The following is a 23,004-nucleotide window of genomic DNA, read 5'->3' as shown; positions in this document are numbered from 1 at the left end:
GGACTGTGCAGTTGACACCGGAGGTCTCTTCCGCCACCCATGGTTACCGGGTGACCGACGGCGCCGGGTGTGATCCCCGCGTCACCGTGGGGCACCGTGCTGACGACAACCGTCGCGAGGGAATACTCCCCTCCTGTTGCTCGGCAACCATTGTCCATCAGGTTGCCGCGTCTGAACGCGCGGGGCCGAAAAATTGTCGTACCCCCCGTCTATCGTGCTGCTCGACAGCGGTTGATCGGGCGTTCTTTCAACGCTCACTCACGCCAGGCCGCCGAGGGGAGTGCGATCGTGTATCGGCAAGGTGACGTTCTGTTGATTCCCGTGTCCGTCGCGGAGGTGCCGGCGACCGCGGTCCCGGCCCCGCGCGACCGGGCGGGCCGCATGGTGCTGGCCCGCGGCGAGGCGACCGGCCACGCCCACGTGATCGTCGGCCCCGACACCGTCCTGCTCGCCGACCGCGACGACGTCGACCGGCTCTTCGTGAAGATCGTTACGCGGGCCCGGGTCGTCCACGAGGAGCACGGCACGATCACCGTCCCCGCCGGGGCCTACCGCATCGTCCGCCAGCGCGAATACGTGCCGGGCGCCTACCGGTACGTGGCCGACTGATGGCCGCCCCTACCGCCGCCGAGTCGCGGGCCGCCGCCCTCGGCGCCGTCTCCGCCAAGTGGCTCGCCGCCGGCCTTTCGACCGCCCGCGCCGACCGCCAGGCCGCCGCCGAGGCGGCCCGGCTGGCCTACCGCTCGGCCGGCCTGCCCGAGCCCCGGCACGTCGTCTGGTTCGCCTCGCCCCTCGCGGGCGCGCGGGCCGCGGCGCTGCTCACCGGCCGCCGCGACCTGCCCGGCGCTGCCCCCGACCCGGCCGAGGAGGCCATCGCCGCGCAGCTGCGCGGGCAGGGCTGCCCGCCGGTGATCGGCAGCGCCGGCGCCTCCGTGCGCGCCGCGGTCCGCACCGCCCCCTGGGCCGCGGCCCGGGCCGAGGCCCACGACCTGCTCGGCCCCGACGGCTGGGCCGGCCTGTGGGCGGCGTGCGGCGCCGACGTCTGGCGGCTCGTCAACGACCGCATCGCGACCCCGCTGCGCACCCACCTGCGCGGCGAGCTGCCCGTCCACGCCCGGGCCGTCCTGCTCGACGCCGTCGGCGGCCAGCACGACGCCGGGTGGCTGGCCGCGTTCGACGCCGCCGCCCCGGTGCCCGGCGCGCCCCCGGCCGCCGCGGGCGGCACCCCCGCCGCAGGTCCGGTCTTCACCGCCGGCCCGGTGGCCGCCGCGTGGGTCTCCGCCGCAGGCTCCGGCGGCGCCGATGCCGCCTCCGGCTCGGCTTCGGGCATCGGCGCGGGTCCGGTCGGCGCGGGATCGGGCCTGGGTGTAGGCCCCGGCGGCGCGGCCCCGGTCTTCAGTGCAGGGCCGGTCGGCGCGGTCTGGGCGAACCTGGGCGCGGGGGAGGCGGCGCTGCACGCCGTCCAGCGGCTGGCGGGCCTGGCCGGGGTGGCGCGCTCCTCGTCGTGGTGGTGGCCCTACGCCAACGTGGCGATCCTCACCGACCGCCCCGACACCCTGCACCGCGACAACATCGGCCGCCTGCACGCCGCCGACGCCCCGGCGTTGCACTACAGCGACGGCTATGCCCTGCACGCGTGGCGCGGCATGCCGATCCCGTCGGACCTGGTCGACCGGCTGGCCCACCTGACATATCGCCAGATCGCCGACGAGCGCAACGCCGAGCTGCGCCGCGTGATGCTGGAGCACTTCGGCTACGACCGCTACCTGCGCGAGGCCGGCGCCCACAAGGTGGCCCAGGACGAGTGCGGCATCCTGTGGCGCCTGAATTTCGCCGACGACGAGCCGCTGACGATGGTCGAGGTCATCAACAGCACCCCGGAGCCGGACGGCACGAGCCGCGTCTACTGGCTGCGCGTACCACCCCAGACCCGCACCGCCCGCGAGGGCGTGGCATGGACGTTCGGCCTGACCGAGGAGGAGTACCGCCCCCTGATCCAAACCTGACCCCGGCCCCGGCCCAGCCGACCCCGCCCCGCCCGACCCCGGCCCCGGGCTGGCCCGGCCCCGGCCCAGCCGACCCCGCCCCGCCCGACCCCGGCCCCGGGCTGGCCCAGCCCCGTCCCGTCCCGTCCCGTCCCGTCCCGGCCCGGCCCGGCGGCGTGGGCGTTGTGCCGGGCACTTCCGCCGTAGGGTTTGTCCATGTCGTTCCGTATCATGGGCTTTGCCCCATTTCCGCCTGTGCTGGGACTGGATCTGGAAGCCATCGGCGCCATGGGGTTTCGGCACAACGTTTCCGCGATTATGCAGCAGTCGACGGCCGAACACCCCGGGTTTCCATGATCACGGAGTGGAAATGTACAAGGAGCAGCACGTTCACTCCATGATCATGACGAACCCCGCGCACCGCCGCCGCCTCGCGCATGATTACGGAGAATCGCCCGCGGACTGCCGCTGCCAGCCAGTTGACGGTCGCTCTAAGGTGGTCAGACACGCGACGAAAACTGGGAGATATCGTGACGAACCTGCCCGATCGACCCAACACTGCGCTGCTCGTCATTGATGTCCAGAACGGCACGGTGAACGGCACCCACAACCGGGACAGCGTGATCGCCAACATCAACGCCCTGCTGGACAAGGCCCGCGCCGAGGACGTGCCGGTCGTGTGGGTCCAGCACTCCGACGAGAACCTGCCCCGGGACAGCGAGAACTGGCAGTACGTGCCGGAGTTGGTCCGCCGGGAGTCCGAGCCCCTCGTGCACAAGAGCTACTTCGACTCGTTCGAGGATACGGACCTCGAAGAGCGCCTGGCCGAGCGCGGGGTCGGCCGGATCATCGTCGCCGGTGCCCAGACCGACGCGTGCATCCGCTCGACGCTGCACGGTGCCCTCGTACGCGGCTACGACGCCACCCTTGTCGGGGACGCGCACACGACCGAGGACCTTCGTGAGTACGGCGCCCCGTCCCCGGAGCAAGTCATCGCGCACACCAACATGTACTGGGACTGGCAGACCGCCCCGGGCCGCCGCGGCGGCACAGTTGAGACGAAGGACGTCACCTTCGCCCCGGCCGAGGTGCCCTGATCGGTCCGACCCGAGTCCGCCCGGCCGCCGGCCGTGACCGCGGCGGCGGCCAGCCCCCGGCCAGCCCCCGGCCCGCGTCCGCGTGACCGTTTGGCCGGAACGGTGGCAGTGACCGTTTGGCCGGGACCGTGGCAGTGACGGTTTGGCCGGACGGTGACAGTGACCAGTGGGTCGGACAGTGGCAGTCGGCCGGACGGTGACAGTGGCGGTGGCCGACGGTGACAGTGACAGTGGGCCGGACAGTGACAGTGGCGGTGGCCGACGGTGACAGTGGCAGTCGGCCGGACGGTGACAGTGTCGGGGTCGGGGACCGTGGCGGTGTCACATTGTGCTGTCCGGGAGGCGGGGCAGGCGGACCTCGGCGCGGATGCCGGGGCGGGCGTCGATCAGGCGGACCGTGCCGCTGTGGCGGCGTACCAGCTCGCGGACGATCGCCAGGCCCAGGCCGCTGCCGCCCGCGTCCCGGGCGCGGCCGTCGTCCAGGCGCGCGAAGCGGTCGAAGACGCGCTCGCGCAGCGGGGCCGGGATGCCCTCGCCGTCGTCCGTCACTGTCACCAGGACCTCCGACGACCCCTCGGGGGAGGCGGCCAGGACCACGCGTGTCCGGGCATGGCGCACTGCGTTGTCGACCAGGTTGAGCACGATGCGAAGCAGCGCGTCCGGGTCGCCCTCGGTCCACAGGGACTCGCCCGGCTCGACCGTGACAGTGTCGTACCGCTTCGCCAGCGACGTCAGCAGCGTGCGCAGTTCGACCGGCTCCAGCGCGGCCCGGCGCGGGTCCGACGCGTCCGCGCGGGCCAGCAGGAGCAGGTCGTCGACCAGGCGGCTCAGGCGGTCCAGGTCGGCGATGACGTCGTCGGAGACCGCGGCCCAGTCGCCGAGCTTCTGCGCCACCTCGATCTGGATGCGGATCGACGCGAGCGGGCTGCGCAGTTCGTGCGCGGCGTCGGCGATGAACGCGCGTTGCCGGGCCCGGGAAACGGCCAATCGGTCGAGCATGTGGTTGAGCGTGATCGCCAGGCGCTGGATCTCGTCGCTGGACGGGGGCACGGGCAGGCGCTCGTCGGTGGCGGCGCCGGTGATGCGCTCGGCGCCGAGGCGCAGGCGGTCGACCGGAGACAGGGCGGCGCCGACGACGCGCCAGGCGATGACGACGAGGACGAAGACCAGCGCGGGGTACGTCACCCACAGTGCGTTGCGCAGGAGATCCAGGCTGCGGTGGAAGTCGCCGAGCGGCACGCCGACGAGGATGATCCGGCCGTCGGGGACCCGGTGGGCGGTGACCCGCAGCGTGTCGGGCTGCACGGCGCGGTCGCCGGGGACCTCGATCCGCTCGCCGTCCAGCGCCCGGTCGACCTCGGAGCCACGCAACAGCGGTACCAATAAATCGGCACTTCGATCGCCCGCCAGGACGCTCCGGTTCTGCGGGTCCAGGATCTGCACGACCTGGTTGGACGGGGCCGGCAGGGTCTCGGGCAGCCGGCCGCCCTCGTCGAGCAGGGCGGCGATCTCCGTCACGGTGCCGTCGGCGGAGCGGTCGAGGGAGCCGCGGAAGCTGTACGTCATCGCGGTCGCCATGGCGATGCCGGCGATGAACAGGCCGACGACGAGCCCGCTGGTGCCGAGCAGGACGAGGCGCCCGCGCAGGGAGAGTGAGGCCCACCACTTCATGTGCGCAGCCGGTATCCGGCGCCGCGGACGGTCTCGAGCAGGTCGCGGCCGAGCTTGCGGCGCAGGTAGCCGACGTACACCTCGACGGCGTTGGGGGCGGTGTCGATGCTGGCATCCCAGACGTGGTCGAGCAGCTCGGTCTTGGACACGACCTGGCCGGGGCGGCGCATGAGGTACTCCAGCAGCGCATACTCCCGCGCGGTGAGCACGATCTCCTCGCCGACGCTGGTGACCCGCCGGCGGGCCGGGTCCAAGGTCAGCTCACCGACGGTGAGCACGCTGGGACGCTCCGGTGCCCCGCGGCGCAGCAGGGCGCGCAGGCGCGCGACGAGCACGACGTACGAGAACGGCTTGGTCAGGTAGTCGTCGGCGCCGCAGTCGAGCCCGTCGGCCTGGTCGTACTCGCCGTCCTTCGCCGACAGCATGAGCACCGGCACCCAGTTCTTCTCCGCGCGCAGCGTCTGCACCACGCGGTATCCGGACAGCCCGGGCAGCATGATGTCCAGGATCACCGCGTCGTAGCCCCCGTGCCGGGCCATCTCCAGGCCGTTCGGGCCGTCGCCGGCCACGTCCACGGCGAAACCCTCCGCCTGCAGCCCGCGCTGCAGCGCGTTCGCCATGCGAATCTCGTCCTCTACCACCAGCAGCCGCACGCGATACAGCGTGGCACGCCGGCCTGTGCTGCGGCACAGGCAGTCTCAGCGATGTCACAGGCGGCTCCGAGCACCATGGTCGTCAGGAGGTGTACCAATGTCCAACTTCACGTCACGACCCGTCCTTCGGTGGGCGGTGCCCGCGGCAGCTGCGGTCGCTGTGGTCGGTGCTGGCGTGGCAGCGAAGACCCTCGCCGTCGCGGCCGAACCCGACCTGCCGCCGCGCACCGCCGCGCAGCTGCTGGTCGACCTGCAGACCGCCCGTCTCGACGGGCTGTCGGGCACGGTCGTCGAGCGTGCCGATCTCGGCCTACCGGCGATCCCGCTGCTGACCGGCGACCAGAGCGCCAAGCTCACGTCGCTGGTGTCCGGCAAGCACACCCTGCGCGTGTGGTACTCCGGCCCCGACAAGGGCCGGGTGTCACTGCTGGGCACGCAGGGTCAGAGCGACGTCATCCACAACGGCAACGACACCTGGATCTGGGACAGCCAGACCAAGGAGGCGCAGCACTTCACCGGGCAGCCGGAGAAGGACAAGACGGGCGGCCCGGGCGTTCCGGGTGTTCCGGGCGTCCTGGCGTCCCCGTCCGACCTGCCGAAGTCGCCGCAGGAGGCCGCCGACCTGGCGCTGAAGGCGATCGACCCGACGACGCAGGTCACAACCGGCAACTCGGCGAAGATCGCCGGACGCAACGCCTACGAGCTCATCCTCCGCCCGCGCGACACCTCGTCGCTCGTCGGTGAGGTGCGCCTGGCGATCGACGCACAGCAGAAGCTGCCGCTGCGGGTGCAGGTCCTGCCCCGCGGCACGGCCAACCCGGCGTTCGAGGTCGCGTTCACGCAGGTGAGCTTCGCCCGCCCGGATGACGCCGAATTCACGTTCAACCCGCCGGCCGGGACCAAGGTCACGGAGCAGGACCCGGCGAAGACGCACCAGGAGCAGCAGGACAAGGCGCAGCAGCACAACGGCGGCGCCGCCGACAAGCCGAAGAGCACCGTCATCGGTACCGGATGGACGTCGGTCCTGGTGCTGCGGACCTCGGACGGCGCGCAGGGCGCCAGCGCCGAGGAGCAGAAGAAGGCGCAGGACGCGATCGCTCAGCTGCCCCAGGGCAGCGGCGGCCGCACGTTCAACAGCAAGCTGGTGAGCGTCCTGTTCACCGGTGACGGCCGGGTGCTCATCGGCTCGGTCACGCCGGAGCGGCTCACCCAGGTGGCCGCCGACCCGGCCGCCGCACTGAAGTAGTCGCCGCTCAGGCTCAACGCCGGGAGGGGACCGTGGCCGCCGCGCCACGGTCCCCTTCCCGTTCCCGGCGCCGGTGCTCGGCCGCGCGGGCGAGGGTCGCCACGGAGTACATGTCCCGGGCGCGGCGCAGCAGCGCCTCCTCCGTCGCGGTGTCCTGGCGCACCGAGAAGCCGACAGTGCTGTACGCCAGGCCGGACAGCAGCAGGCAGGCCAGCACGCACACCGGCGTCAGCAGTGCGAGCAGCGTGACGCCGGGGACCTGCGCGCCGATCGGGGCGGGCTGCACGCGTACCGCCGCCATGACCGTGTAATGGGTGCCGCACACCGCCAGTGCCATGATCGCCGCCGCGCACACCATCGCCGGCCCGCCGCGCACGACACCGGCGCACCACAGTGTCACCGTCGCCCCGACAATCGCCGCGCCGGCCGCGGCCAGCAGGGTGCGCGGGTCGTACGCCACGGTCCCGGCGACGCGCATGGCCAGTGGCCCGGTTGCGTACACCGTGGTCAGCCCGAGCCCCGTCAGTACCCCCGCCGGGAGGATCTTCCAGGCGCTCGGGCGCCCGAAGCCGACGATGTACAGGCCCAGGCAGTACACGGCCACGGCGACGCCCAGGCCCAGCGCCGTGGTGGCGACGTCGTACCGCACGACCGTCCCCGGCACGTCGACGCCCAGCATCGCCATGAAGTGCGGTACCCACGTGCCGGAGCCGCCGATCGCGACGGCTGACAGTGTCAGCCAGCGGGCCCGGCTGCCGCCGGTCGAGGCCCGGGCGCGACCGGCCAGGTACGTGCCCAGCAGGCAGCCGAGGATCGACAGGACGAGGGCCAGCGACGGCGTGATCCAGCCGTACGCGAATTGCTGCACCGTGCTCACAAGGCTCGATTCAGCCAGGCATGCGGCGCCGCCGGTCGCACAGGCTGTGCGGGTTTGCCCCTCAGCGCCCGGGGTAGGCAATAAAAATGGAAACGGACGCTGACGAGTACGTCGCGAAGCACTCGACCATCGGCTCCGGCGCCGCCGGCCGCGCCACCGACGGGGAGATCGACGAGGCCCTCGAGGCCGAGCGGGACTCCGAGTGGACGCCCCCGGGCGACACGCCGCCCGACATGACGCAGATGCCCGATCCCGACGGCTCACGCCACGAGATCTGAACGGGACGCTCAGGCCCCGTTGGGGTACAACGCCTGCTGCTGCTCCCGGCTCGGCGCCAGGTCGGGCCAGCTGCGCGCCGACTCCGTCTCGGCGAGCTCGACCCGGTCCTCCGGCAGCACCCGCTCCGGCAGCTCGCCGAAGCGAACGTGGCGCAGGAACGCCAGCTCCGCATCCGTGAACCGCTCTTCCGCCATGTACCGATCGTGCACCCGCCGCGCCAAAGCGCGCAAGAAGACCGGGCACTGGCGAGAATGACGGTCATGAGCAGCGCGCCGAAGGTCGGGCGGGGGCAGGTCCTGGCGTACCGAAGAATCGCCAACGCTCTCCACGAGCGCCTCGACGGCGGCCCGGACACCCTCGGCGTACTCGACCTGGGCGTGCCCAACGTCCCGGCCGGCGCCGCCCGGCAGGCGCTCGCCGCCCGCTGCACCCGCCCGCTCGACGGCGACCTGGCCCTGGCCTGGTCCACCCGCGGCGCCCTGCACCTGCACCGCCCCGCCGACCTGCCGGCCCTCGCCGCGGCCCTGTGGCCGCTCGGCGACACTGACGCCGCCGCCCGCTTCGCTACCGGCCAGCTGCCGCCGGAGGCCGGCAAGCTCGGCGTCGAGGCCTTCCGCGCCACGGCCGCCGCCTTCCAAGCGGTCGTACGCGCCCCCTCGGCGAAGGGCGACGTCAGCCGCGCGGTCAGCGCCCAGGTCCCGGCGGAGCTCACGTACGACTGCCGCCCCTGCGGCGCCCGCCACATCTCCGGCGGCCTGTTCCAGCAGGCGGGCCTGGCCGGCGGCGTGGCGCTCGACGAGGACGCGGCCAAGACCGTGCTCGTCCCCGCCCACCCGCGCCCCTCGATCCCGGATTTCCCGTTCGGTACGGCCGGATTCGTCCGCGCCTACCTGCGCCTGCTCGGCCCCGCCACCCCCGGCGACGCGGCCAAGTACATCGGGACGACGGTCGGCGCGCTCAGGCCCGCCTGGCCCGGCGACCTGGCCGAGGTCTCCGTGGACGGCCGCAAGGCGTGGCTGCCGCCCGAGGACGTCGACGCACTGCTGGCCGCGCCACCGATCCGCGGCGTACGCCTGCTGCCACCGTCGGACCCGTTCCTGCAGGCCCGCGACCGTTCGGTGCTCGTGCCGGACAAGGCCCAGGCCAAGGAGGTGTGGCGCATCCTGGGCAACCCCGGCGTACTCCTGCTGGACGGCGAGATCTCCGGAACGTGGCGCGCCCGCTTGGTGCGCAGCCGCCTCGAGCTGACAGTGACACCGTGGCTGCCGCTGACCGCCGCGACCCGCCGCTGCGTGGATTCCGAGGCCCAGACGGTAGCGGCGGCCCGTGGCCTGGACTCCGCGGACGTCAAGGGCCTGGACTAGCACCGCCCCGATCACCGTCACGGTCGCGGCGGCCGGATCGGCGCAGTGCGCCGTGCCGGGGATCGGGGCCGACCGCCGTGCGGAGATCAAACGGCTACGCTCGGGACGCATGAGGCTTGATCCGGTTGGTCGCTTACTCAAACTGCCACCCGCGGTGGCCGGCCGGGTCAGGGTGACGCGAACGATCCCGGTCCGGATGCGCGACGGCGCCATCCTCCGAGCCGACCATTACACGCCCGCCCTGGATGCCGAGATCCCGACCGTGCTGGTGCGCACCCCGTACGGCCGGGGCGCTCCCGTCAGCGTCCTCTGCCGAGCGGTCGCCCAGCGCGGCTTCAACGTGCTCATCCAGTCCTGCCGCGGCACCAGCGACTCGGGCGGCACGTTCGAGCCGCTGCTGCAGGAGCGCGACGACGGCCTCGACACGCTGGACTGGCTGCGCCGCCAGCCGTGGTACGACGGGCGCCTGCTCACCTACGGCCCCAGCTACGTCGGCTTCGTGCAGTGGGCGCTCGCCGCCGAGGCCGGCGACGAGCTCAAGGCGATGGCCACGATCGTGACTGCGTCGGACTTCGGCCCGCCGACCTATGCCGGCGGAGCGTTCTCGCTCGACACTGTGCTGACCTGGTCGGCGCTGATCGAGGCGCAGCGTGGCCCGAGGCTGGACAACGCCGTCGAACTGCTCCGCGGCCAGCCCAGGCTGCAGCGCGGCCTCGCCCGCGTGCCGATGGCGGAGGCCGACCGCATCACCACGGGCGTCGAGATCGAGTTTTACCAGCGCTGGCTCGCCGAGGCCGATCCCGCATCGCCCTACTGGACGCAGCGCGGCCACGCCCACCGCCTGCCGCACGTCACCGCTCCGGTCCTCATGATAGGCGGCTGGTACGACATCTTCCTGCCCTGGCAATTGGCCGACTACACGGCGTTACGAGCGGCGGGCCAGCAGCCGTACCTGACGATCGGCCCCTGGAACCACGGCAGCGCCGGCCTGTTCCAGCAGTCCGCGGCGGAGGCCGTGGCCTGGTTCCGCGCCCACACCGGCGGCCCCGAGCGCATCCGCGAGCGCCCGGTCCGCGTGCACGTCGGCGGCGCCGACGGCTGGCACGAACTGGCCGACTGGCCGCCGCCCAAGAGCAAACCCCAGCGGTGGTACCTCGAACAGGGCGCCCGACTCACCCCGGAACCCGGCGCCGAGGGCCGAGTGCTCGACTCGTTCGTGTACAACCCCAAGGACCCGACCCCGGCCCTCGGCGGCCCGCGCCTGGTCGGCAAGATCGCCGGTCGCCGCGACAACCGCCCTCTGGAGGCCCGCCCGGACGTGCTGACCTTCACGTCCGCCCCGCTGACCGAGCCGCTGGACGTGGTGGGCCCGGTGCACGCCGACATCCGGGTCCGCGCCACCAGCCTGGCCCGCCACGGTACCGCGCGGACACCCTCCCCCCACTTCGACGTCTTCGTGCGCCTGTGCGAGGTCGACGAACAGGGCCGCTCGTGGAACATCTGCGACGGCCTGGCCCGCGCCGCGAACAACCACGACCCCGACGACCCGGTACGCGTCGAGCTCTGGCCGACCGCCCACCGCTTCGCACCCGGCCGCAGTGTCAGGGTCCAGATCAGCGGCGGCGCCCACCCGCGCTTCTCGAGGAACCCCGGCACCGGCGCGCCCCTGGGCCACGAGCTGGAACTGCGTCCGGTCCGCCAGGAGATCATCGCCCCGTCGTCGATCACCCTCCCGCTGGCCAGCTGAGCTCTGCGCAATCCGCGCGACGGCCGGCCACCCGCAGCGGGTGACCGGCCGTCGAAGCGCCTGTGGAATTGGAGGCCAGGCCGAGTCAGTTGGAGGCCATGCCGAGCTCGCCGGCGCCGCCGTGGAACTGGGTGCCCTCGGCGAAGGCGGCGTCGAAGCGGTGCTGCAGGGCGTCGAGCTGGGAGAAGTCGGCCTGGTGGGCGTGCTCGCTGCCCTCGGCGGCGAAGACGTGGTCGTCGACCTCGGCGTTGTGGCTGTAGTTGGTGTAGTCGTCCGACTCGAAGTGCACCGCACCCGGCTGGTCGTACTCGACGTGGTGACCCTGCGAGAAGTCGGTGGACTCGGCGGCGTGGTGGTCGTTCTCGTAGACGCCGTACTGGCTGCCGTAGTCGGCCTCGGAGCCGTGGGCCTGGTGCAGTTGGTCAAGGGCGTCGTGCTCCTGGCTGGCCTCGTAGTGGCCGTAGTCCGCGTCGTGCCCGCCGTCGTAGCCGGTGTCGATGTCGCTCATCTGTATCCCCTTGAGTCTTCGTTGTCGCCGTTGCCAAGAACGTTAGGACCCGCGAGAACGCGTTTGCTCCCGGAAACATGCCACCCCGATGACCACGCCACAGGGCCATCCGACACCGTCACGTGACACTGTTATCTGACAGTGTCACGTGATGTTGCTGTGGGGCAGTGCGCTGTTGCCGGTCGTGGGGTGTCGCCGCCCAACGGCGGGCCCCCCAAATAACGTTGACAGTGTCACGGTGACAGTGTCAGTATCGGAGGTATGGCCGCTACGGGATGGACTCTCGAGGAGTTGATCGGCAGGGTTGCCGCTCTGCTCGATGGCACCGCCTACGCGGGGGCGCCGAACGGGCGGGTGCGAGAAGTGCCCGACGCCCGAGCGGTCCGATGGTATTCCACCATCGGGCTCGTCGATCGACCCTACATGCGCGGGCGGACCGCGCTGTACGGCCCGCGGCACCTGTTGCAGCTCGTGGCGATCAAGCGGCGGCAGTCGCAAGGGTACAAGATCGCCGAGATTCAGGCCGAGCTCGCCGAAGCGCCGGATGACGTGCTGTTGCGCATCGCGGATCTGCCGCCGGGGGTCTCCTTCCGGGTGCCGCGCACTGCGACGGACCGGCTGGCGGCCATCGCGCCGCACTCCGTCGACTCGCCGCCGCGGCGGTTCTGGACGGAGCCGCCGAGCGAGTACGTGCGGCCGCAACCGGAGCCGGCGCCGAACGCGCCGACCGAGGACACGGGCCCAGCGGCGGGAGACGCGGCCGGAGACATGGACACGGCGACCGGGGGCACCACGGAACGGCTGCTGACCGGGGTGCCGCTCGGCGGGGGAGCGGTACTGCTGCTGCCTGCGACGCCAACCCCGGAAGACCTGCCGCTGATCCGGGCCGCGGCCCGGGACCTGATGGACCTCCTCGCCGCCCGCGGCCTCGCCGCAGTGACACCCGAACAGACCCCCGAGCGGCCGACGAGAACGAAAGAGCCACCGAAGGCGAAAGAGGCGACAAAGGCGAAAGAGGCGACACAGACGAAAGAACCCACGGAGGCACAGACCCAGCCGCCGCCGGGCACGAAATCAACGGCCGAGAAGGCCGGGACGGCGCGGAAGAGCAGGGTGGGACAGCAAAGCGGTACGCAACGGGACGACACCGACGAAGACACGAAACCCGCCGGTCCGACGCAGAAGAGAGGAAGCGCCGCATGAGACTCGCGACGATGACCGACGACGAGGCGCGAGTGGTCGCCGCGCCCACGGACGAGGCCGGGCTGGGTGCGCTGCGCACCGAGCGCGGCAACCTTCCGCTCGACCGGCTCGAGGTGCGGGCCTCGATCACCGGGCTGGTCGCCCGCACCGACGTCACGCAGGAGTTCGTCAACGTACACCGCGAGCCGCTCGAGGCGACCTACATCTTCCCGCTGCCGGACCGCGCCGCCGTGGTGCGGATGGCGATGACGGCCGACGAGCGCGTCGTGGAGGCGGAGCTGCAGGAGCGCGGCGCCGCCCGCGAGGCGTACGACACTGCCATCGCCGCCGGGCAGCGCGCCTCGATCGCCGAGGAGGAGCGGCCCGACGTGTTCACCATGCGGGTCGGCAATATCCTGCCGGGCGAGCGCGTCAGCGTGCGGCTCTCGCTGGTCGGGCCCCTGGCCTTCGAGGACGGCGAGGCGACGTACCGCTTCCCGCTCGTCGTCGCCCCGCGGTACATCCCGGGTGGCCTGCTCGACGGTGACAGTGTCGGCGACGGGTTCGCGCTGGACACCGACGCCGTGCCGGACGCCTCGCGGATCAGCCCTCCGGTGCTGCTGCCCGGATTCCCCAACCCGCTGCGCCTGTCGATCGACGTCGACATCGACCCGGCCGGCCTGCCGCTCGGCGACGTGCGGTCGAGCCTGCACGCCGTCTCCAAAACCGAAAACCAGGTGTCGGTACTGCCGGGAGACCGTGCCAACCGCGACTTCGTGCTGCGCCTGGCGTACGGGGCGGGCACGCAGAGCCTCGCGCTCGCCCCGGACGCCGAGGGCGACGAGGGCACCTACCGGCTGACCGTGCTCCCGCCGGCCGTCGACGCCCCGCCACGGCCCAAGGACGTGGTACTGCTGCTCGACCGCTCCGGCAGCATGGGCGGCTGGAAGATGGTCGCCGCCCGGCGCGCCGCGGCCCGGATCGTCGACACGCTCGACGCGCACGACCGCTTCGCCGTCCTGGCCTTCGACGACCGGGTCGAGACGCCCGAGTCGCTGGGGGCGGGGCTGTCCGGCGGTACCGACCGGAACCGCTACCGAGCCGTGGAGCACCTGGCACGGATGGACGCGCGCGGCGGCACCGAGCTGCTCCAGCCGCTGCTGGACGGCCTGCGCCTGCTCGGCGAGGACGAGACGCGGGACCGCGTGCTGGTGCTCGTCACCGACGGGCAGGTCGGCAACGAGGACCAGATCCTGCGTACCGTGTCGACGGCGCTGCGCGGCGTGCGGGTCCACACGGTCGGCATCGACCAGGCGGTGAACGCTGGGTTCCTCGGCCGGCTCGCGATCGCCGGCGGCGGCCGGTGCGAGCTCGTCGAGAGCGAGGACCGGCTGGACGAGGCGATGGACCACATCCACCGGCGCATCGGCGCGCCCGTCGTCACCGCGGTGACGATCGACGCCGAGGGCCTCGAACTGCTCGACGGCACCCGCACCCCGGCGCGCCTGCCGGACGTATTCCCGGGCGTACCCTTCGTGGTCGCCGGCCGGTACCGCGGCCCGGTCGCCGGCGCGCTCACCGTCGCCGGCACCACCCGCGACGGCCGGGCGTGGTCGGCGACGGTCACCGCGGAGCGGCACGACTCCACGGCGCTGAGCGCGGTGTGGGCCCGGGCGCTGCTGCGCGATCTCGAGGACCAGTACGTCACCGGTACCCACGAGACGGTCCCGCTCGAGACCCGCATCACCGAGACGTCGCTGCGCTTCGGCGTACTGTGCCGGTTCACGGCGTTCGTCGCGGTGGACAGCCGGATCGTCACCGACGGCGACGAGCCGCGGAAGGTGACCCAGCCGGTGGAGAGCCCGGCGGGCTGGAGGATGCCCACGCCGGTACCGCCGCCGCCCCTGCACCCGGCGTCCGCGTACACCCTGACGAGCGCCGCGCTGCCCCCGGCGCCCGGCGGGCCCCCGCACCCGGCGATGCCCGCCCCGATGGCGGCGCCCAAGGCCGCGCCGGCCCCGCAGTCGTACGGCGGGCGCGCCGGCGGCCGTATGTCGGTCGGGCGCGGCAGCTCGCGCATGATGATGCCCCCCGCGACCCGGGCGCGCCTCCAGGAGGAACGCCCGGCGGCCGTCGACGCCCGTGACCTCGCCGCGCAGGAGGCGGCGCGGCTGCGCGAGGCCGAGGGCCGGCCCGAGTACGAGCGGCGCGAGCTGCTCGAGGACCTGGGCTCGCGGCTGGCGGCGCTGGGGCTCCCGCAGCTGCGGGCCCTGGCGGAGGCCCTGACCCCGCAGGCGATCGCGGCCCGGCCGTTCGCCGAGCTGTGGCAGTTCGTGCTGGAGGAGCTGGACAAGGCCGCGGGCGCCGCGTCGCAGCCGTCGCGCGGCGCGTTCTGGAAGCGCTGACCCGTTCTGGCAGGCCGCCGCTCGGCCCGCGTGTAGAGATCAAAGGTCCGGACCTTCGAGGAAGAGGTCCGGACCTTTGATCTACTGATCTACACGCTCAGGTCGACGACCAGACCTCGGCCAGGAGTTTGCGCGTGTCGGTGAGCAGCTGCGGCAGCACCTTCGTGCGGCCCACCACCGGCATGAAGTTGGTGTCGCCGCCCCACCTCGGGACGATGTGCTGGTGCAGGTGCGCCGCGATCCCGGCCCCGGCCACCGCGCCCTGGTTCATGCCCAGGTTGAACCCGTGCGCGCCGCTGACCTTGCGGATCACTCGCATCGCCGTCTGCGTGAACGACGCCACCTCGGCCGTCTCCGGGCCGGTCAGGTCGGTGTAGTCGGCGATGTGCCGGTACGGGACGACCATGAGGTGGCCGGGGTTGTACGGGTACAGGTTCAGGATCGCGTAGACGACCGAGCCCCGCGCAACCACAAGGCTCTCGTCCTCCGGCAGGCCCGGCGCCCGGCAGAACGGACACCCGGCCGGCTGGTCGTGGTCGTCGGTGCGGTCCTCACCCTTGATGTACGCCATCCGGTGGGGCGTCCACAAGCGCTCCAGTTCGTCCGGTTCACCGGGGTTCGTCACGCCGGCGACCCGAGCGAGGCCGAGCCGGCAGCGGCGGGCGGCGAGCCGAGTGCTGTCGAGTCGGCCGAGTCGGCGGAAGCGCCCGGCGCACCGTCCGGGGATGCATCCGCGGCGGCGGACGGGCCGGCGTTGGCGCGGGACTGTACCACCGACACGACGTGCGCCACCGCCTCGTCGAGCGGGACGCCGTTGCGCTGCGAGCCGTCGCGGTAGCGGAAGCTGACCGTACCCGCCGTGACGTCGTCGTCGCCGGCGATCGCCATGAACGGGATCTTCTGCTGCTGCGCGTTGCGGATCTTCTTCTGCATGCGCTCGTCGGAGTGGTCGACCTCGACCCGGATGCCCTCCTTGCGCAGGCGGTCGGCGAAGTCGAACAGGTAGTCGGTGTGGTCGGCGCGGATCGGGATGCCGACGACCTGGACCGGGGCGAGCCAGGCGGGGAAGGCGCCCGCGTAGTGCTCGGTCAGCACGCCGAAGAAGCGCTCGATCGAGCCGAACAGCGCCCGGTGGATCATCACGGGCTGCTGGCGGGAGCCGTCGGAGGCCTGGTACTCCAGCCCGAACCGCTTGGGCTGGTTGAAGTCCACCTGGATGGTCGACATCTGCCAGGTGCGGCCGATCGCGTCCTTGGCCTGCACGGAGATCTTCGGGCCGTAGAAGGCGGCGCCGCCCGGGTCGGGGACGAGCTCCAGGCCGGAGGCCTCGGCGGCGGCGCGCAGCGCCTCGGTCGCCTCCTCCCAGTCGGCGTCGTCGCCGATGAACTTCGGCGAGTCGTCGCGGGTGGACAGCTCGAGGTAGAAGTCGTCGAGGCCGTAGTCGCGCAGCAGGTCGAGCACGAACTGCAGCAGGGAGCGCAGCTCGCCGGGCATCTGCTCCTTGGTGCAGTAGATGTGCGAGTCGTCCTGCGTCATGCCGCGCACACGGGTCAGGCCGTGCACCACGCCCGACTTCTCGTAGCGGTACACCGTGCCGAACTCGAAAAGCCGCAGCGGCAGCTCGCGGTAGGAGCGGCCGCGCGCCCGGAAGATCAGGTTGTGCATCGGGCAGTTCATGGCCTTGAGGTAGTACTCCGCGCCCTCGAGCTCCATCGGCGGGAACATCGTGTCGGCGTAGTACGGCAGGTGGCCCGAGGTCTGGAACAGGTTGGCCTTGGTGATGTGCGGGGTGTTGACGAACTCGTACCCCGACTCGTGGTGGCGATGCCGGGAGTACTGCTCCATCTCGCGGCGGATGATCCCGCCCTTCGGGTGGAACACCGCGAGGCCGGAGCCGAGCTCGTCGGGGAAGCTGAACAGGTCCAGCTCGGCGCCGAGCTTGCGGTGGTCGCGCCGGGCCGCCTCCTCCAGCAGCCGCTGGTACTCCTTCAGCGCGTCCCGGGTCGGCCACGCCGTGCCGTAGACGCGCTGCAGCTGCGGGTTCTTCTCCGAGCCGCGCCAGTAGGCGGCGGCGCTACGGGTCAGCTTGAACGCCTGGATCAGCCGGGTGGTGGGCAGGTGCGGGCCGCGGCACAGGTCGGACCAGCAGACCTTGTCCGACTGCGCGTCGAGATTGTCGTAGATCGTCAGCTCGGCGCCGCCGACCTCCATCACCTCGGAGGTGTCCAGCGCCTGGCCACTGCCGGAACCACCGTCGGACTTCACGTCGACGAGCTCGAGCTTGAACGGCTCGTCGGCCAGTTCGGTCTTCGCCTGCTCCACCGAGTCGAAGCGACGGCGGCGGAACCGCTGGCCCGACTTGATGATCTCCTGCATGCGCTTCTCGAGCTTGCCGAGGTCGTCCGGGTGGAACGGCTTGTCGACCTTGAAGTCGTAGTAGAAGCCGTTCTCGATCGGCGGGCCGATGCCCAGCTTCGCCTCGGGGAAGATGTCCTGCACCGCCTGGGCGAGCACGTGCGCGGTCGAGTGGCGCAGCACGTTGAGCCCGTCAGGGCTCGACATGTCGACGGCCTCGACCTCGGCGTCGGCCTCCGGCGCCCAGTCGAGGTCGCGCAGCCGGCCCTCGCCGTCGCGGACCACGACGATCGCCTTGGGGCCGCTGGTGGGCAGCCCCGCCGCGGCGACCGCGGCCGCCGCCGTCGTGCCCGCCGTGACCACGATGCGCGGTGGGGCTTCGGTATTCGAGCGCGCTGCGGACACGGGCTGCTCCCAGGGTTCGGTAGGTCGGTTTCACCCCGATGCTATCCACCCGCTCAGCGCAGCGCGGAGAACACCCCACCGGCCACCAGAGCGCCCACGACGGTGCCGACCGCGACCTGCGCCCACGTGTGGTCCTTGAGCTCGACCCGGGACCACCCGACCGCGCCGACCAGCGGCGCGGCGGCGAGCAGCGGCCAGCCGTACACCAGCGCGATGATGACCACCGAACCCGCCGTGACCGCCGCGTGGATCGACATCTTCCACCAGTGGTTGATCGCCGCCGCGACGACCAGCCCGACCCCGCCGGCCGCCACCGCGGCCACCAGCTGCCGGTGCGCGTGGGCGAGCAGCAGCACCACGAACCCGGCCAGCACCGAGCCCATCCCGACCAGCAGCGGGACCAGCCGCTGCCGCCGGTCGCCGATGTGGTGGTCGGTGAGCCTGCCGGTGCGCACCCCGCGCAGGATGTAGAGGTACGGCAGGACGCTCTCGAACAGCGCCGCCACCGCGCCGAGCGCCAGGCCCCGGGCGAGTCCCGGCTCGCTGTGTACCCCGAGCAGCACCAGCAGCACCGAAACGAGCACCGCCGGCGCGAACGCCTCGGTCAGCCACCTGGCGACCCGCTGCCTGTTCACCGCAGCACCCTACCGACCGCGATCGGCACTCCCCGCCCCGCCACCACGTCGACGGCCGCGATCCGCCCGCGTGCGCGCAGCAGATCGAGGCACTCGCGCGCGGTCACGGTGGTGAACCACCCGGCGAGGTTGTGCACGCCGCGAAGGTCGGCGCGGGCCGCCTTCAGCCACGCCTGCTGCAGCGCGTCGTCGGCGTCGTCGAGGGAACCGAGCAGCCGATACGCGACCGCGCGCAGGTGCGGCCGGTCGTGCGCGAACCGCGCCGCGAGCACTTCGCCGTCCACAGGTCACCTTTCCCACTTGCCGGACGTCATGGGGGGCGACCAAGCCGATACCCGTGTGCCGCCGCAGGACAGGAGACCGTCCGATGAGCCTACAGGCCCTTTACGTCACCGTGGCGCTGGCGAGCGTGCTCGCCAACGCCGGCATGGCCGTCGCCGACCTCGCCGGCGCCCGGTTCGTGCTCGCCAACTCCGCCGAGGTGGGCGTGCCCCGCTCGTGGGTGCCGGGCCTCGGCGCGCTGAAGGCCGCCGGCGCGGCCGGGCTCGTGCTGGGTCTGGCCTGGGTACCGCTGATCGGCCTCGCCGCCGCCGTGGGCCTCGTGCTCTTCTTCGTGGGCGCGCTCGCCACGCACGCGCGGGCCTGGGTGTACCACAACATCGCCTTCCCCGGCGCGTACCTGGCGCTGGCCGCGGCCACCCTGGCCCTGGGCCTGGCGACCGGCTAGCGCGGTGAGCAGCGGCGGCGCCGGGGGGTGAACGCGGCGGTCAGCGGAACCGCATGATCCGCTCGAACGACGGGTCGAAGTGCCGCTCCACGCGGGCGCGGCCGTCCTGCCACCAGCCGGCGGCCTCGGCGAGGTCGTCGGCGGCGGGGGAGTCGGCGTCGACGTAGTAGTGCAGCGTCCGCGTGCCGCGGCTGGTCTCGTGGGCCAGCAGCACGCCGTCGTCGCCGGCCGCCGTCCTCAGGGCGGTGTCCTCGAACTCGCGCAGCGCCGCCAGCGACTCCGTCTCGGGCAGCCCGGCGGGGTTGCGGTGCCGGTACGGCAGCGTGATCGCCACGTGCGTGTCGAAGCGCGGCCAGCGCACCGGCCGCAGCGGCCGCTGCGCCGTGACGATCACCGGGCTGCCGTCGGGCAGGTCGGCGCTCATCAGGACCCACTGCGGGGTGCTGTACTCCTCCCGCAGCGCCTCGACCGCCGCGGCGAGCTCGGCCGGGACCGCCGCGCCCGGCGGCTCGTCCGTCTCCCAGGAGATCGCGCCGATCCACTCCTCGACGCCGTCCTCGCCGAGCAGCCAGTCCAGCGTCAGGAACGTCACCTGGCCGCGCGCCTGCTCCTCCAGCATGTGGAAGCCCGGATGGTGGGCCACGACGTCGATCTCGGGCGCCTCGCCGTCGCGGGAGAAGGCGAACCGCATGCGCGCCAGGTCGAGCTTGACCCCCTGGCCCAGCTCGATCGTGGCCTGGAAGACCTCCGGGCTGGGCTGCCGGGCGGTGTGGTACTCCCAGGTCGTGTCCGCGCCCGGCGCGAGGGCACCCCAACGGGCGGCAACGGGCCGCAGCTGCGCATCGCCGGCGGCGGACACGACGAGGGCGTGCCTGGCGGTCGTACCACCGGAGAACTCCCACTGCAGGGCGGGGTGGATCGCCTCGATCCGCCGGTTGAACTGCGGGGTGAGCCGCCCCCAGTCCCCGGAGGAGATAGCCGCCTCGACGGCCGGCCGGACGGTCGGCCACCAGGCCCAGAAATCCACGATCGCGCCACCGTCCCCGGCCTTGCGCTTCGACCGCCCGAAGATCACGCCCCCACCCTAACGGCGATCCCACCCGCCGGGCACAACCGTAAGCCGGAAACCCAAACCCCAAACCCGCCCACCCGCAAACCCGCCACCCCGCGCCGCAGGCGCCGTTAGGACACGGCGAGGCGACGCAGGGGCGCGCAGCGCAGGCAAGAGGTGCCCGCGGAGCGGGCATGGGGGGTCCGGGGTGGGAACCCCCCGGCCGCGCCCGCGCGGAGCGCGCGCCAGGCTAGGAATCGGCCTGGCGCGCCCTGCGCCGCAGGCGCCGGTGGGAAAGGGTGAGGGAGGCAGGGGCGCGCAGCGCCAGCAGAGGGCTGACCGCGCGAAGGTGGCCCTCCCGCTCGACCGACTGGCGAAGCAGAGAGAGCTCGAAGAGCTCGTCGGGCGCGGAGCGCACCTGGTCCTGCCCGATGGCCAGCTCGTTGGCCAGGTCGGCAACACCCCAGGAGGCTTGGTCAGCATGAGGCGGTAGACAACTTCTGCGGTCGTGTCCAGACCGAAAAGCTCGAGCATGCACTGCCCCGTTGTTGCCTGTGGCGCCCAGGCGCCGATCGAGCGACATGATCATCCCATCGCCATAAGCGCAGAGCAAGAGGTCGATCACTGTGTGAGCCGGAAGCATTCCGGCATTCTTCGTTTACCCGGCATTTCGTCGACCCGCCCGCCCCGGCGTGGACGGTTCCGGCCAGGCCGGAAGGGGACAAGCGCAAAGCCTTCCCGTCCGCTTCCGGTTCCGGAAAAGTAGTCCTCACCGGAGGAGAAAACGCCCCGGGTGAAGCACCGGAAAAGCCTCCGGTGACATCAATCAAGAATCGAACAGGGGCGAAGCCATGTCTTTTTCAGTCCGCCGGATCGGCATCATCGCAGCGATGCTCCTGGCCGTGGCCGCGTTTTTCGCGCTGCAGACGGCGGCGGCCTCCGGACCTGGGCCGGCGCGGGCTGACGGCGTCACGGTGACCCCGTCCGACCCTGCTCCGTCCCCGTCGACCACCCCGCCCGCGCACCCCGACGGCGCGATCTGGGGGTGACGTGATGTTCCTGGTCACCGTCGCAATCGAGCGGACCGCCCGAGCCGCGTTCCCGGTCCTCGAACCGAACCTGCTGGTCAAGGCGATCAGGGCGGAAGCGACGCCGGGCGACGGCTTGGAACACATCAGCGCCCGCGCCGGGCCGGATGGCCTGCAGGTCGGACTCTTCTGCCTGGCACGCAATCGCGAAACAGCCGAAACAAACGCGCGCCGCATCTGCCGAGATGCGCTACGTCAACCGTCATTCATCGGCTGGCGGCTCACCGGCAGCAATTCCTGACCATTCGTCCAACAGTCCGCACCGCATGAACTGGAGCACTCGATGCCGACCTCGCTGCGATTCCTGGCCACCACCGCCGGCCTGACCATGGCCGTTGTCGGCCTGTCCGCCCTCGCCGGGTGCTCGTCCGACAGCCGACCGGCCGCCGAATCCGCACCCGCCACCACCACCGCGACCACCCCGGCAGCGTCGACGGCACCGGCCCTCCCCTCCACCTCCACCGGCCCTGCCACCCCCACCGGCGCGATCACCAACCCGACGACCGGCACCGCGGCCGCCGCCCATCCGTCCGGGACCGCCGCCCCACCCACCAGGTCGACCGCGGATCCCTGCCCCGTCACCGTCACCACGCTGCTGAACGCCCTGCGCGACAGTCCGGAGTTCTACCAACGCGCGGCGAAGCCCGCTGCGTTGCAGGACGCGGCCTGCGCGAACGGATACGCCATCGCCGGCACCGTCTACGACGGGCAGCACCAGACCACGCAGATCGTCTTCAGCTTCGACGCCGCCGCCTCCCACTGGCATCCGCTGAACCTCGGCAGTGCCGACTTCTGCGAGGGCTTCGTGCCCGACGATGTCGCCGCGAAGCTCTCCGCCTGCGGTTGATCCGCTGCCGCCCACGAGCCCTGGCCGTGTGTGAACACCGCGGTCAGCTGTCCACCCCTCAACCGAAAGGTCAGCCAACCATGCCAACCTCGTATCTCCGGCGCAGCCTCGTCGCCCTCCTCGGCAGCGTGGTAGCGGTGACCGGTCTCACCGCGCTCGCCGCGCCGGCGCAGGCCTCCTTCACCTCGACCGTCGGCGGCGACATCACCCGCTCGGAAGTCATGGAACGCGCACAGTACTGGCTAGACCATCAGCCCGGCCCCTACACGATCGACGGAAGCGGATACTCACCCGATCCGACCGGCTCCCGGAACTACCGCCGTGACTGCTCCGGCTACGTCGACATGGCCTGGCACACCAGCACGGACAACACGACATACAACATGGCCAACATCTCAAACGTGATCAGCCGCTCCGACCTGCAGCCCGGTGACATCCTCAACGACGAACAACACCACGTGATCCTGTTCAAGCGATGGACCGACAGCTCACACACCGCCTTCGACTACTACTCATTCGGCTCGACGCCGGTCAAGCTCAAGACCAACATCTCGATCTCCGCGGCGGAGTTCGACGGGCATCCGAACTCCGAATACGTCGCCCGCCGGTACATCCACATCATCGACAACTTGTCGGCGAGGCGTGTCACGTCGGATTTCGATGGTGATGGGAAGTCGGATCCGGCGCTGTTCCGGCCGGGCACGGGTGAGTGGATGGCGGTGTACGGGTCGGGTGGCGGGCATTCGCTCGCCTCGGGCTGGGGCGGCCCTGGCGACATCCCGGTGGTCGGCGACTACAACGGTGACGGCAAGACCGACATCGCGATGTTCCGACCCAGCAACGGCACCTGGTACGAGGTCGACACCGGCAGCGGCAACCCCC

At 72.1% G+C, this 23,004-nt stretch carries 24 protein-coding genes and 2 pseudogenes; 15 read left to right on the top strand and 11 right to left on the bottom strand.

Going from position 1 to position 23,004, the window contains the following annotated elements:
* Positions 1 to 321: 321 nt before the first annotated feature.
* The 4 genes from ACGFI8_RS40385 (at position 322) to ACGFI8_RS40370 (ending at position 3,082) form a co-directional block, all read left to right on the top strand.
* On the top strand, positions 322 to 609 hold the full coding sequence (locus tag ACGFI8_RS40385) for a hypothetical protein (RefSeq protein ID WP_392812818.1): 288 nt from the start codon (positions 322 to 324) through the stop codon (positions 607 to 609).
* Complete coding sequence (locus ACGFI8_RS40380; RefSeq protein ID WP_392812817.1) at positions 609 to 2,006, top strand: DUF6745 domain-containing protein; 1,398 nt, start codon at positions 609 to 611, stop codon at positions 2,004 to 2,006. Before ACGFI8_RS40385 ends, ACGFI8_RS40380 begins: the two co-directional genes overlap by 1 nt.
* 195 nt (positions 2,007 to 2,201) lie before the next feature.
* On the top strand, positions 2,202 to 2,342 hold the full coding sequence (locus tag ACGFI8_RS40375) for a hypothetical protein (RefSeq protein WP_392812816.1): 141 nt from the start codon (positions 2,202 to 2,204) through the stop codon (positions 2,340 to 2,342).
* Positions 2,343 to 2,515: 173 nt separating this feature from the next.
* Positions 2,516 to 3,082 carry a cysteine hydrolase family protein gene (locus ACGFI8_RS40370; RefSeq protein WP_392812815.1) on the top strand — a complete coding sequence of 189 codons (567 nt, stop codon included), beginning with the start codon at positions 2,516 to 2,518 and terminating at the stop codon, positions 3,080 to 3,082.
* Between the two features lie 321 nt (positions 3,083 to 3,403).
* Here ACGFI8_RS40370 and ACGFI8_RS40365 read toward each other — a convergent pair whose 3' ends face one another.
* Both ACGFI8_RS40365 and ACGFI8_RS40360 read right to left on the bottom strand, forming a co-directional pair.
* Positions 3,404 to 4,753 carry an ATP-binding protein gene (locus ACGFI8_RS40365; protein WP_392812814.1) on the bottom strand — a complete coding sequence of 450 codons (1,350 nt, stop codon included), beginning with the start codon at positions 4,751 to 4,753 and terminating at the stop codon, positions 3,404 to 3,406.
* On the bottom strand, positions 4,750 to 5,406 hold the full coding sequence (locus ACGFI8_RS40360; protein WP_392812813.1) for a response regulator transcription factor: 657 nt from the start codon (positions 5,404 to 5,406) through the stop codon (positions 4,750 to 4,752). The genes ACGFI8_RS40365 and ACGFI8_RS40360 overlap by 4 nt, the downstream gene beginning before the upstream one ends.
* Positions 5,407 to 5,503: 97 nt before the next feature.
* Here ACGFI8_RS40360 and ACGFI8_RS40355 point away from each other — a divergent pair, with 97 nt between their 5' ends.
* The gene (locus ACGFI8_RS40355) at positions 5,504 to 6,652 is read left to right on the top strand and encodes an outer membrane lipoprotein carrier protein LolA (RefSeq protein ID WP_392812812.1); all 1,149 of its coding nucleotides are present in this window, start codon (positions 5,504 to 5,506) and stop codon (positions 6,650 to 6,652) included.
* A 13-nt stretch (positions 6,653 to 6,665) separates the two neighbouring features.
* On the opposite strand, the gene ACGFI8_RS40350 is transcribed toward ACGFI8_RS40355, so the two are convergent.
* Positions 6,666 to 7,520 (bottom strand): MHYT domain-containing protein, encoded by an 855-nt coding sequence (locus tag ACGFI8_RS40350; protein ID WP_392812811.1) that lies wholly within the window; start codon positions 7,518 to 7,520, stop codon positions 6,666 to 6,668.
* A 95-nt stretch (positions 7,521 to 7,615) separates the two neighbouring features.
* Here ACGFI8_RS40350 and ACGFI8_RS40345 point away from each other — a divergent pair, with 95 nt between their 5' ends.
* Entirely contained in the window at positions 7,616 to 7,807 is a 192-nt protein-coding gene (locus ACGFI8_RS40345) for a hypothetical protein (protein WP_392812810.1), read from the top strand.
* 9 nt (positions 7,808 to 7,816) lie between these two features.
* Here the strand turns inward: ACGFI8_RS40345 and ACGFI8_RS40340 are convergent, their stop codons facing one another.
* Complete coding sequence (locus tag ACGFI8_RS40340; protein ID WP_392812808.1) at positions 7,817 to 8,002, bottom strand: hypothetical protein; 186 nt, start codon at positions 8,000 to 8,002, stop codon at positions 7,817 to 7,819.
* Between the two features lie 66 nt (positions 8,003 to 8,068).
* Here ACGFI8_RS40340 and ACGFI8_RS40335 point away from each other — a divergent pair, with 66 nt between their 5' ends.
* On the top strand, positions 8,069 to 9,172 hold the full coding sequence (locus ACGFI8_RS40335) for a winged helix DNA-binding domain-containing protein (protein ID WP_392812806.1): 1,104 nt from the start codon (positions 8,069 to 8,071) through the stop codon (positions 9,170 to 9,172).
* A 109-nt stretch (positions 9,173 to 9,281) separates the two neighbouring features.
* Complete coding sequence (locus ACGFI8_RS40330; RefSeq protein WP_392812804.1) at positions 9,282 to 10,919, top strand: CocE/NonD family hydrolase; 1,638 nt, start codon at positions 9,282 to 9,284, stop codon at positions 10,917 to 10,919.
* An 85-nt stretch (positions 10,920 to 11,004) separates the two neighbouring features.
* Here ACGFI8_RS40330 and ACGFI8_RS40325 read toward each other — a convergent pair whose 3' ends face one another.
* Entirely contained in the window at positions 11,005 to 11,427 is a 423-nt protein-coding gene (locus ACGFI8_RS40325; RefSeq protein WP_392812803.1) for a hypothetical protein, read from the bottom strand.
* A gap of 261 nt (positions 11,428 to 11,688) precedes the next feature.
* On the opposite strand from ACGFI8_RS40325, the gene ACGFI8_RS40320 reads away from it, so the two are divergent.
* Positions 11,689 to 12,630 carry a MerR family transcriptional regulator gene (locus ACGFI8_RS40320; RefSeq protein WP_392812802.1) on the top strand — a complete coding sequence of 314 codons (942 nt, stop codon included), beginning with the start codon at positions 11,689 to 11,691 and terminating at the stop codon, positions 12,628 to 12,630.
* Positions 12,627 to 15,014, top strand: coding sequence for a VIT domain-containing protein (locus ACGFI8_RS40315; protein WP_392812800.1), 2,388 nt, complete (start codon positions 12,627 to 12,629; stop codon positions 15,012 to 15,014). The genes ACGFI8_RS40320 and ACGFI8_RS40315 overlap by 4 nt, the downstream gene beginning before the upstream one ends.
* Positions 15,015 to 15,111: 97 nt before the next feature.
* On the opposite strand, the gene ACGFI8_RS40310 is transcribed toward ACGFI8_RS40315, so the two are convergent.
* The 4 genes and pseudogenes from ACGFI8_RS40310 to ACGFI8_RS40295 form a co-directional block, all read right to left on the bottom strand.
* On the bottom strand, positions 15,112 to 15,585 hold the full coding sequence (locus ACGFI8_RS40310) for an HIT family protein (protein WP_392812897.1): 474 nt from the start codon (positions 15,583 to 15,585) through the stop codon (positions 15,112 to 15,114).
* Between the two features lie 164 nt (positions 15,586 to 15,749).
* A pseudogene (thrS, locus tag ACGFI8_RS40305) lies at positions 15,750 to 17,774 on the bottom strand (threonine--tRNA ligase); the annotation flags it as partial.
* 53 nt (positions 17,775 to 17,827) lie between these two features.
* Positions 17,828 to 18,409 carry a phosphoesterase PA-phosphatase gene (locus ACGFI8_RS40300; protein ID WP_392812798.1) on the bottom strand — a complete coding sequence of 194 codons (582 nt, stop codon included), beginning with the start codon at positions 18,407 to 18,409 and terminating at the stop codon, positions 17,828 to 17,830.
* A complete protein-coding gene (locus ACGFI8_RS40295) occupies positions 18,406 to 18,693 on the bottom strand; it encodes a sigma factor (protein ID WP_392812796.1) in 288 nt (95 codons plus the stop codon). The genes ACGFI8_RS40300 and ACGFI8_RS40295 overlap by 4 nt, the downstream gene beginning before the upstream one ends.
* Before the next feature lie 83 nt (positions 18,694 to 18,776).
* Between ACGFI8_RS40295 and ACGFI8_RS40290 the strand changes: the two genes are divergently transcribed.
* On the top strand, positions 18,777 to 19,136 hold the full coding sequence (locus ACGFI8_RS40290; protein ID WP_392812795.1) for a DoxX family protein: 360 nt from the start codon (positions 18,777 to 18,779) through the stop codon (positions 19,134 to 19,136).
* Between the two features lie 40 nt (positions 19,137 to 19,176).
* Here the strand turns inward: ACGFI8_RS40290 and ACGFI8_RS40285 are convergent, their stop codons facing one another.
* Both ACGFI8_RS40285 and ACGFI8_RS40280 read right to left on the bottom strand, forming a co-directional pair.
* A complete protein-coding gene (locus tag ACGFI8_RS40285; protein WP_392812794.1) occupies positions 19,177 to 20,211 on the bottom strand; it encodes a DUF695 domain-containing protein in 1,035 nt (344 codons plus the stop codon).
* A gap of 226 nt (positions 20,212 to 20,437) precedes the next feature.
* Entirely contained in the window at positions 20,438 to 20,812 is a 375-nt protein-coding gene (locus ACGFI8_RS40280) for a hypothetical protein (protein ID WP_392812792.1), read from the bottom strand.
* Positions 20,813 to 21,038: 226 nt separating this feature from the next.
* Between ACGFI8_RS40280 and ACGFI8_RS40275 the strand changes: the two genes are divergently transcribed.
* From ACGFI8_RS40275 to ACGFI8_RS40260, 4 genes and pseudogenes are all read left to right on the top strand, one after another.
* A complete protein-coding gene (locus ACGFI8_RS40275; RefSeq protein WP_392812790.1) occupies positions 21,039 to 21,236 on the top strand; it encodes a hypothetical protein in 198 nt (65 codons plus the stop codon).
* 4 nt (positions 21,237 to 21,240) lie between these two features.
* On the top strand, positions 21,241 to 21,516 hold the full coding sequence (locus ACGFI8_RS40270; protein ID WP_392812789.1) for a hypothetical protein: 276 nt from the start codon (positions 21,241 to 21,243) through the stop codon (positions 21,514 to 21,516).
* Positions 21,517 to 21,558: 42 nt separating this feature from the next.
* Positions 21,559 to 22,122: a hypothetical protein gene (locus ACGFI8_RS40265; RefSeq protein WP_392812787.1), complete on the top strand. Its 564-nt coding sequence runs from the start codon at positions 21,559 to 21,561 to the stop codon at positions 22,120 to 22,122.
* An 80-nt stretch (positions 22,123 to 22,202) separates the two neighbouring features.
* Positions 22,203 to 23,004: pseudogene (locus ACGFI8_RS40260) on the top strand (hypothetical protein); the annotation flags it as partial.

Source organism: Dactylosporangium sp. NPDC048998, from assembly GCF_043197855.1.
Classification (GTDB): Bacteria; Actinomycetota; Actinomycetes; order Mycobacteriales; family Micromonosporaceae; genus Dactylosporangium.
This window is presented reverse-complemented; position numbering and strand designations above follow the sequence as displayed.

Excerpts from the sequence above, each read along its gene's own strand:
- ACGFI8_RS40380 (WP_392812817.1), top strand. The coding sequence starts at position 609 with ATGGCCGCCCCTACCGCCGCCGAGTCGCGGGCCGCCGCCCTCGGCGCC.
- ACGFI8_RS40375 (WP_392812816.1), top strand. The coding sequence starts at position 2,202 with ATGTCGTTCCGTATCATGGGCTTTGCCCCATTTCCGCCTGTGCTGGGA.
- ACGFI8_RS40365 (WP_392812814.1), bottom strand. The coding sequence starts at position 4,753 with ATGAAGTGGTGGGCCTCACTCTCCCTGCGCGGGCGCCTCGTCCTGCTC.
- ACGFI8_RS40355 (WP_392812812.1), top strand. The coding sequence starts at position 5,504 with ATGTCCAACTTCACGTCACGACCCGTCCTTCGGTGGGCGGTGCCCGCG.
- ACGFI8_RS40345 (WP_392812810.1), top strand. The coding sequence starts at position 7,616 with ATGGAAACGGACGCTGACGAGTACGTCGCGAAGCACTCGACCATCGGC.
- ACGFI8_RS40340 (WP_392812808.1), bottom strand. The coding sequence starts at position 8,002 with ATGGCGGAAGAGCGGTTCACGGATGCGGAGCTGGCGTTCCTGCGCCAC.
- ACGFI8_RS40335 (WP_392812806.1), top strand. The coding sequence starts at position 8,069 with ATGAGCAGCGCGCCGAAGGTCGGGCGGGGGCAGGTCCTGGCGTACCGA.
- ACGFI8_RS40330 (WP_392812804.1), top strand. The coding sequence starts at position 9,282 with ATGAGGCTTGATCCGGTTGGTCGCTTACTCAAACTGCCACCCGCGGTG.
- ACGFI8_RS40325 (WP_392812803.1), bottom strand. The coding sequence starts at position 11,427 with ATGAGCGACATCGACACCGGCTACGACGGCGGGCACGACGCGGACTAC.
- ACGFI8_RS40320 (WP_392812802.1), top strand. The coding sequence starts at position 11,689 with ATGGCCGCTACGGGATGGACTCTCGAGGAGTTGATCGGCAGGGTTGCC.
- ACGFI8_RS40315 (WP_392812800.1), top strand. The coding sequence starts at position 12,627 with ATGAGACTCGCGACGATGACCGACGACGAGGCGCGAGTGGTCGCCGCG.
- ACGFI8_RS40310 (WP_392812897.1), bottom strand. The coding sequence starts at position 15,585 with ATGGCGTACATCAAGGGTGAGGACCGCACCGACGACCACGACCAGCCG.
- ACGFI8_RS40290 (WP_392812795.1), top strand. The coding sequence starts at position 18,777 with ATGAGCCTACAGGCCCTTTACGTCACCGTGGCGCTGGCGAGCGTGCTC.
- ACGFI8_RS40275 (WP_392812790.1), top strand. The coding sequence starts at position 21,039 with ATGTCTTTTTCAGTCCGCCGGATCGGCATCATCGCAGCGATGCTCCTG.
- ACGFI8_RS40270 (WP_392812789.1), top strand. The coding sequence starts at position 21,241 with ATGTTCCTGGTCACCGTCGCAATCGAGCGGACCGCCCGAGCCGCGTTC.
- ACGFI8_RS40265 (WP_392812787.1), top strand. The coding sequence starts at position 21,559 with ATGCCGACCTCGCTGCGATTCCTGGCCACCACCGCCGGCCTGACCATG.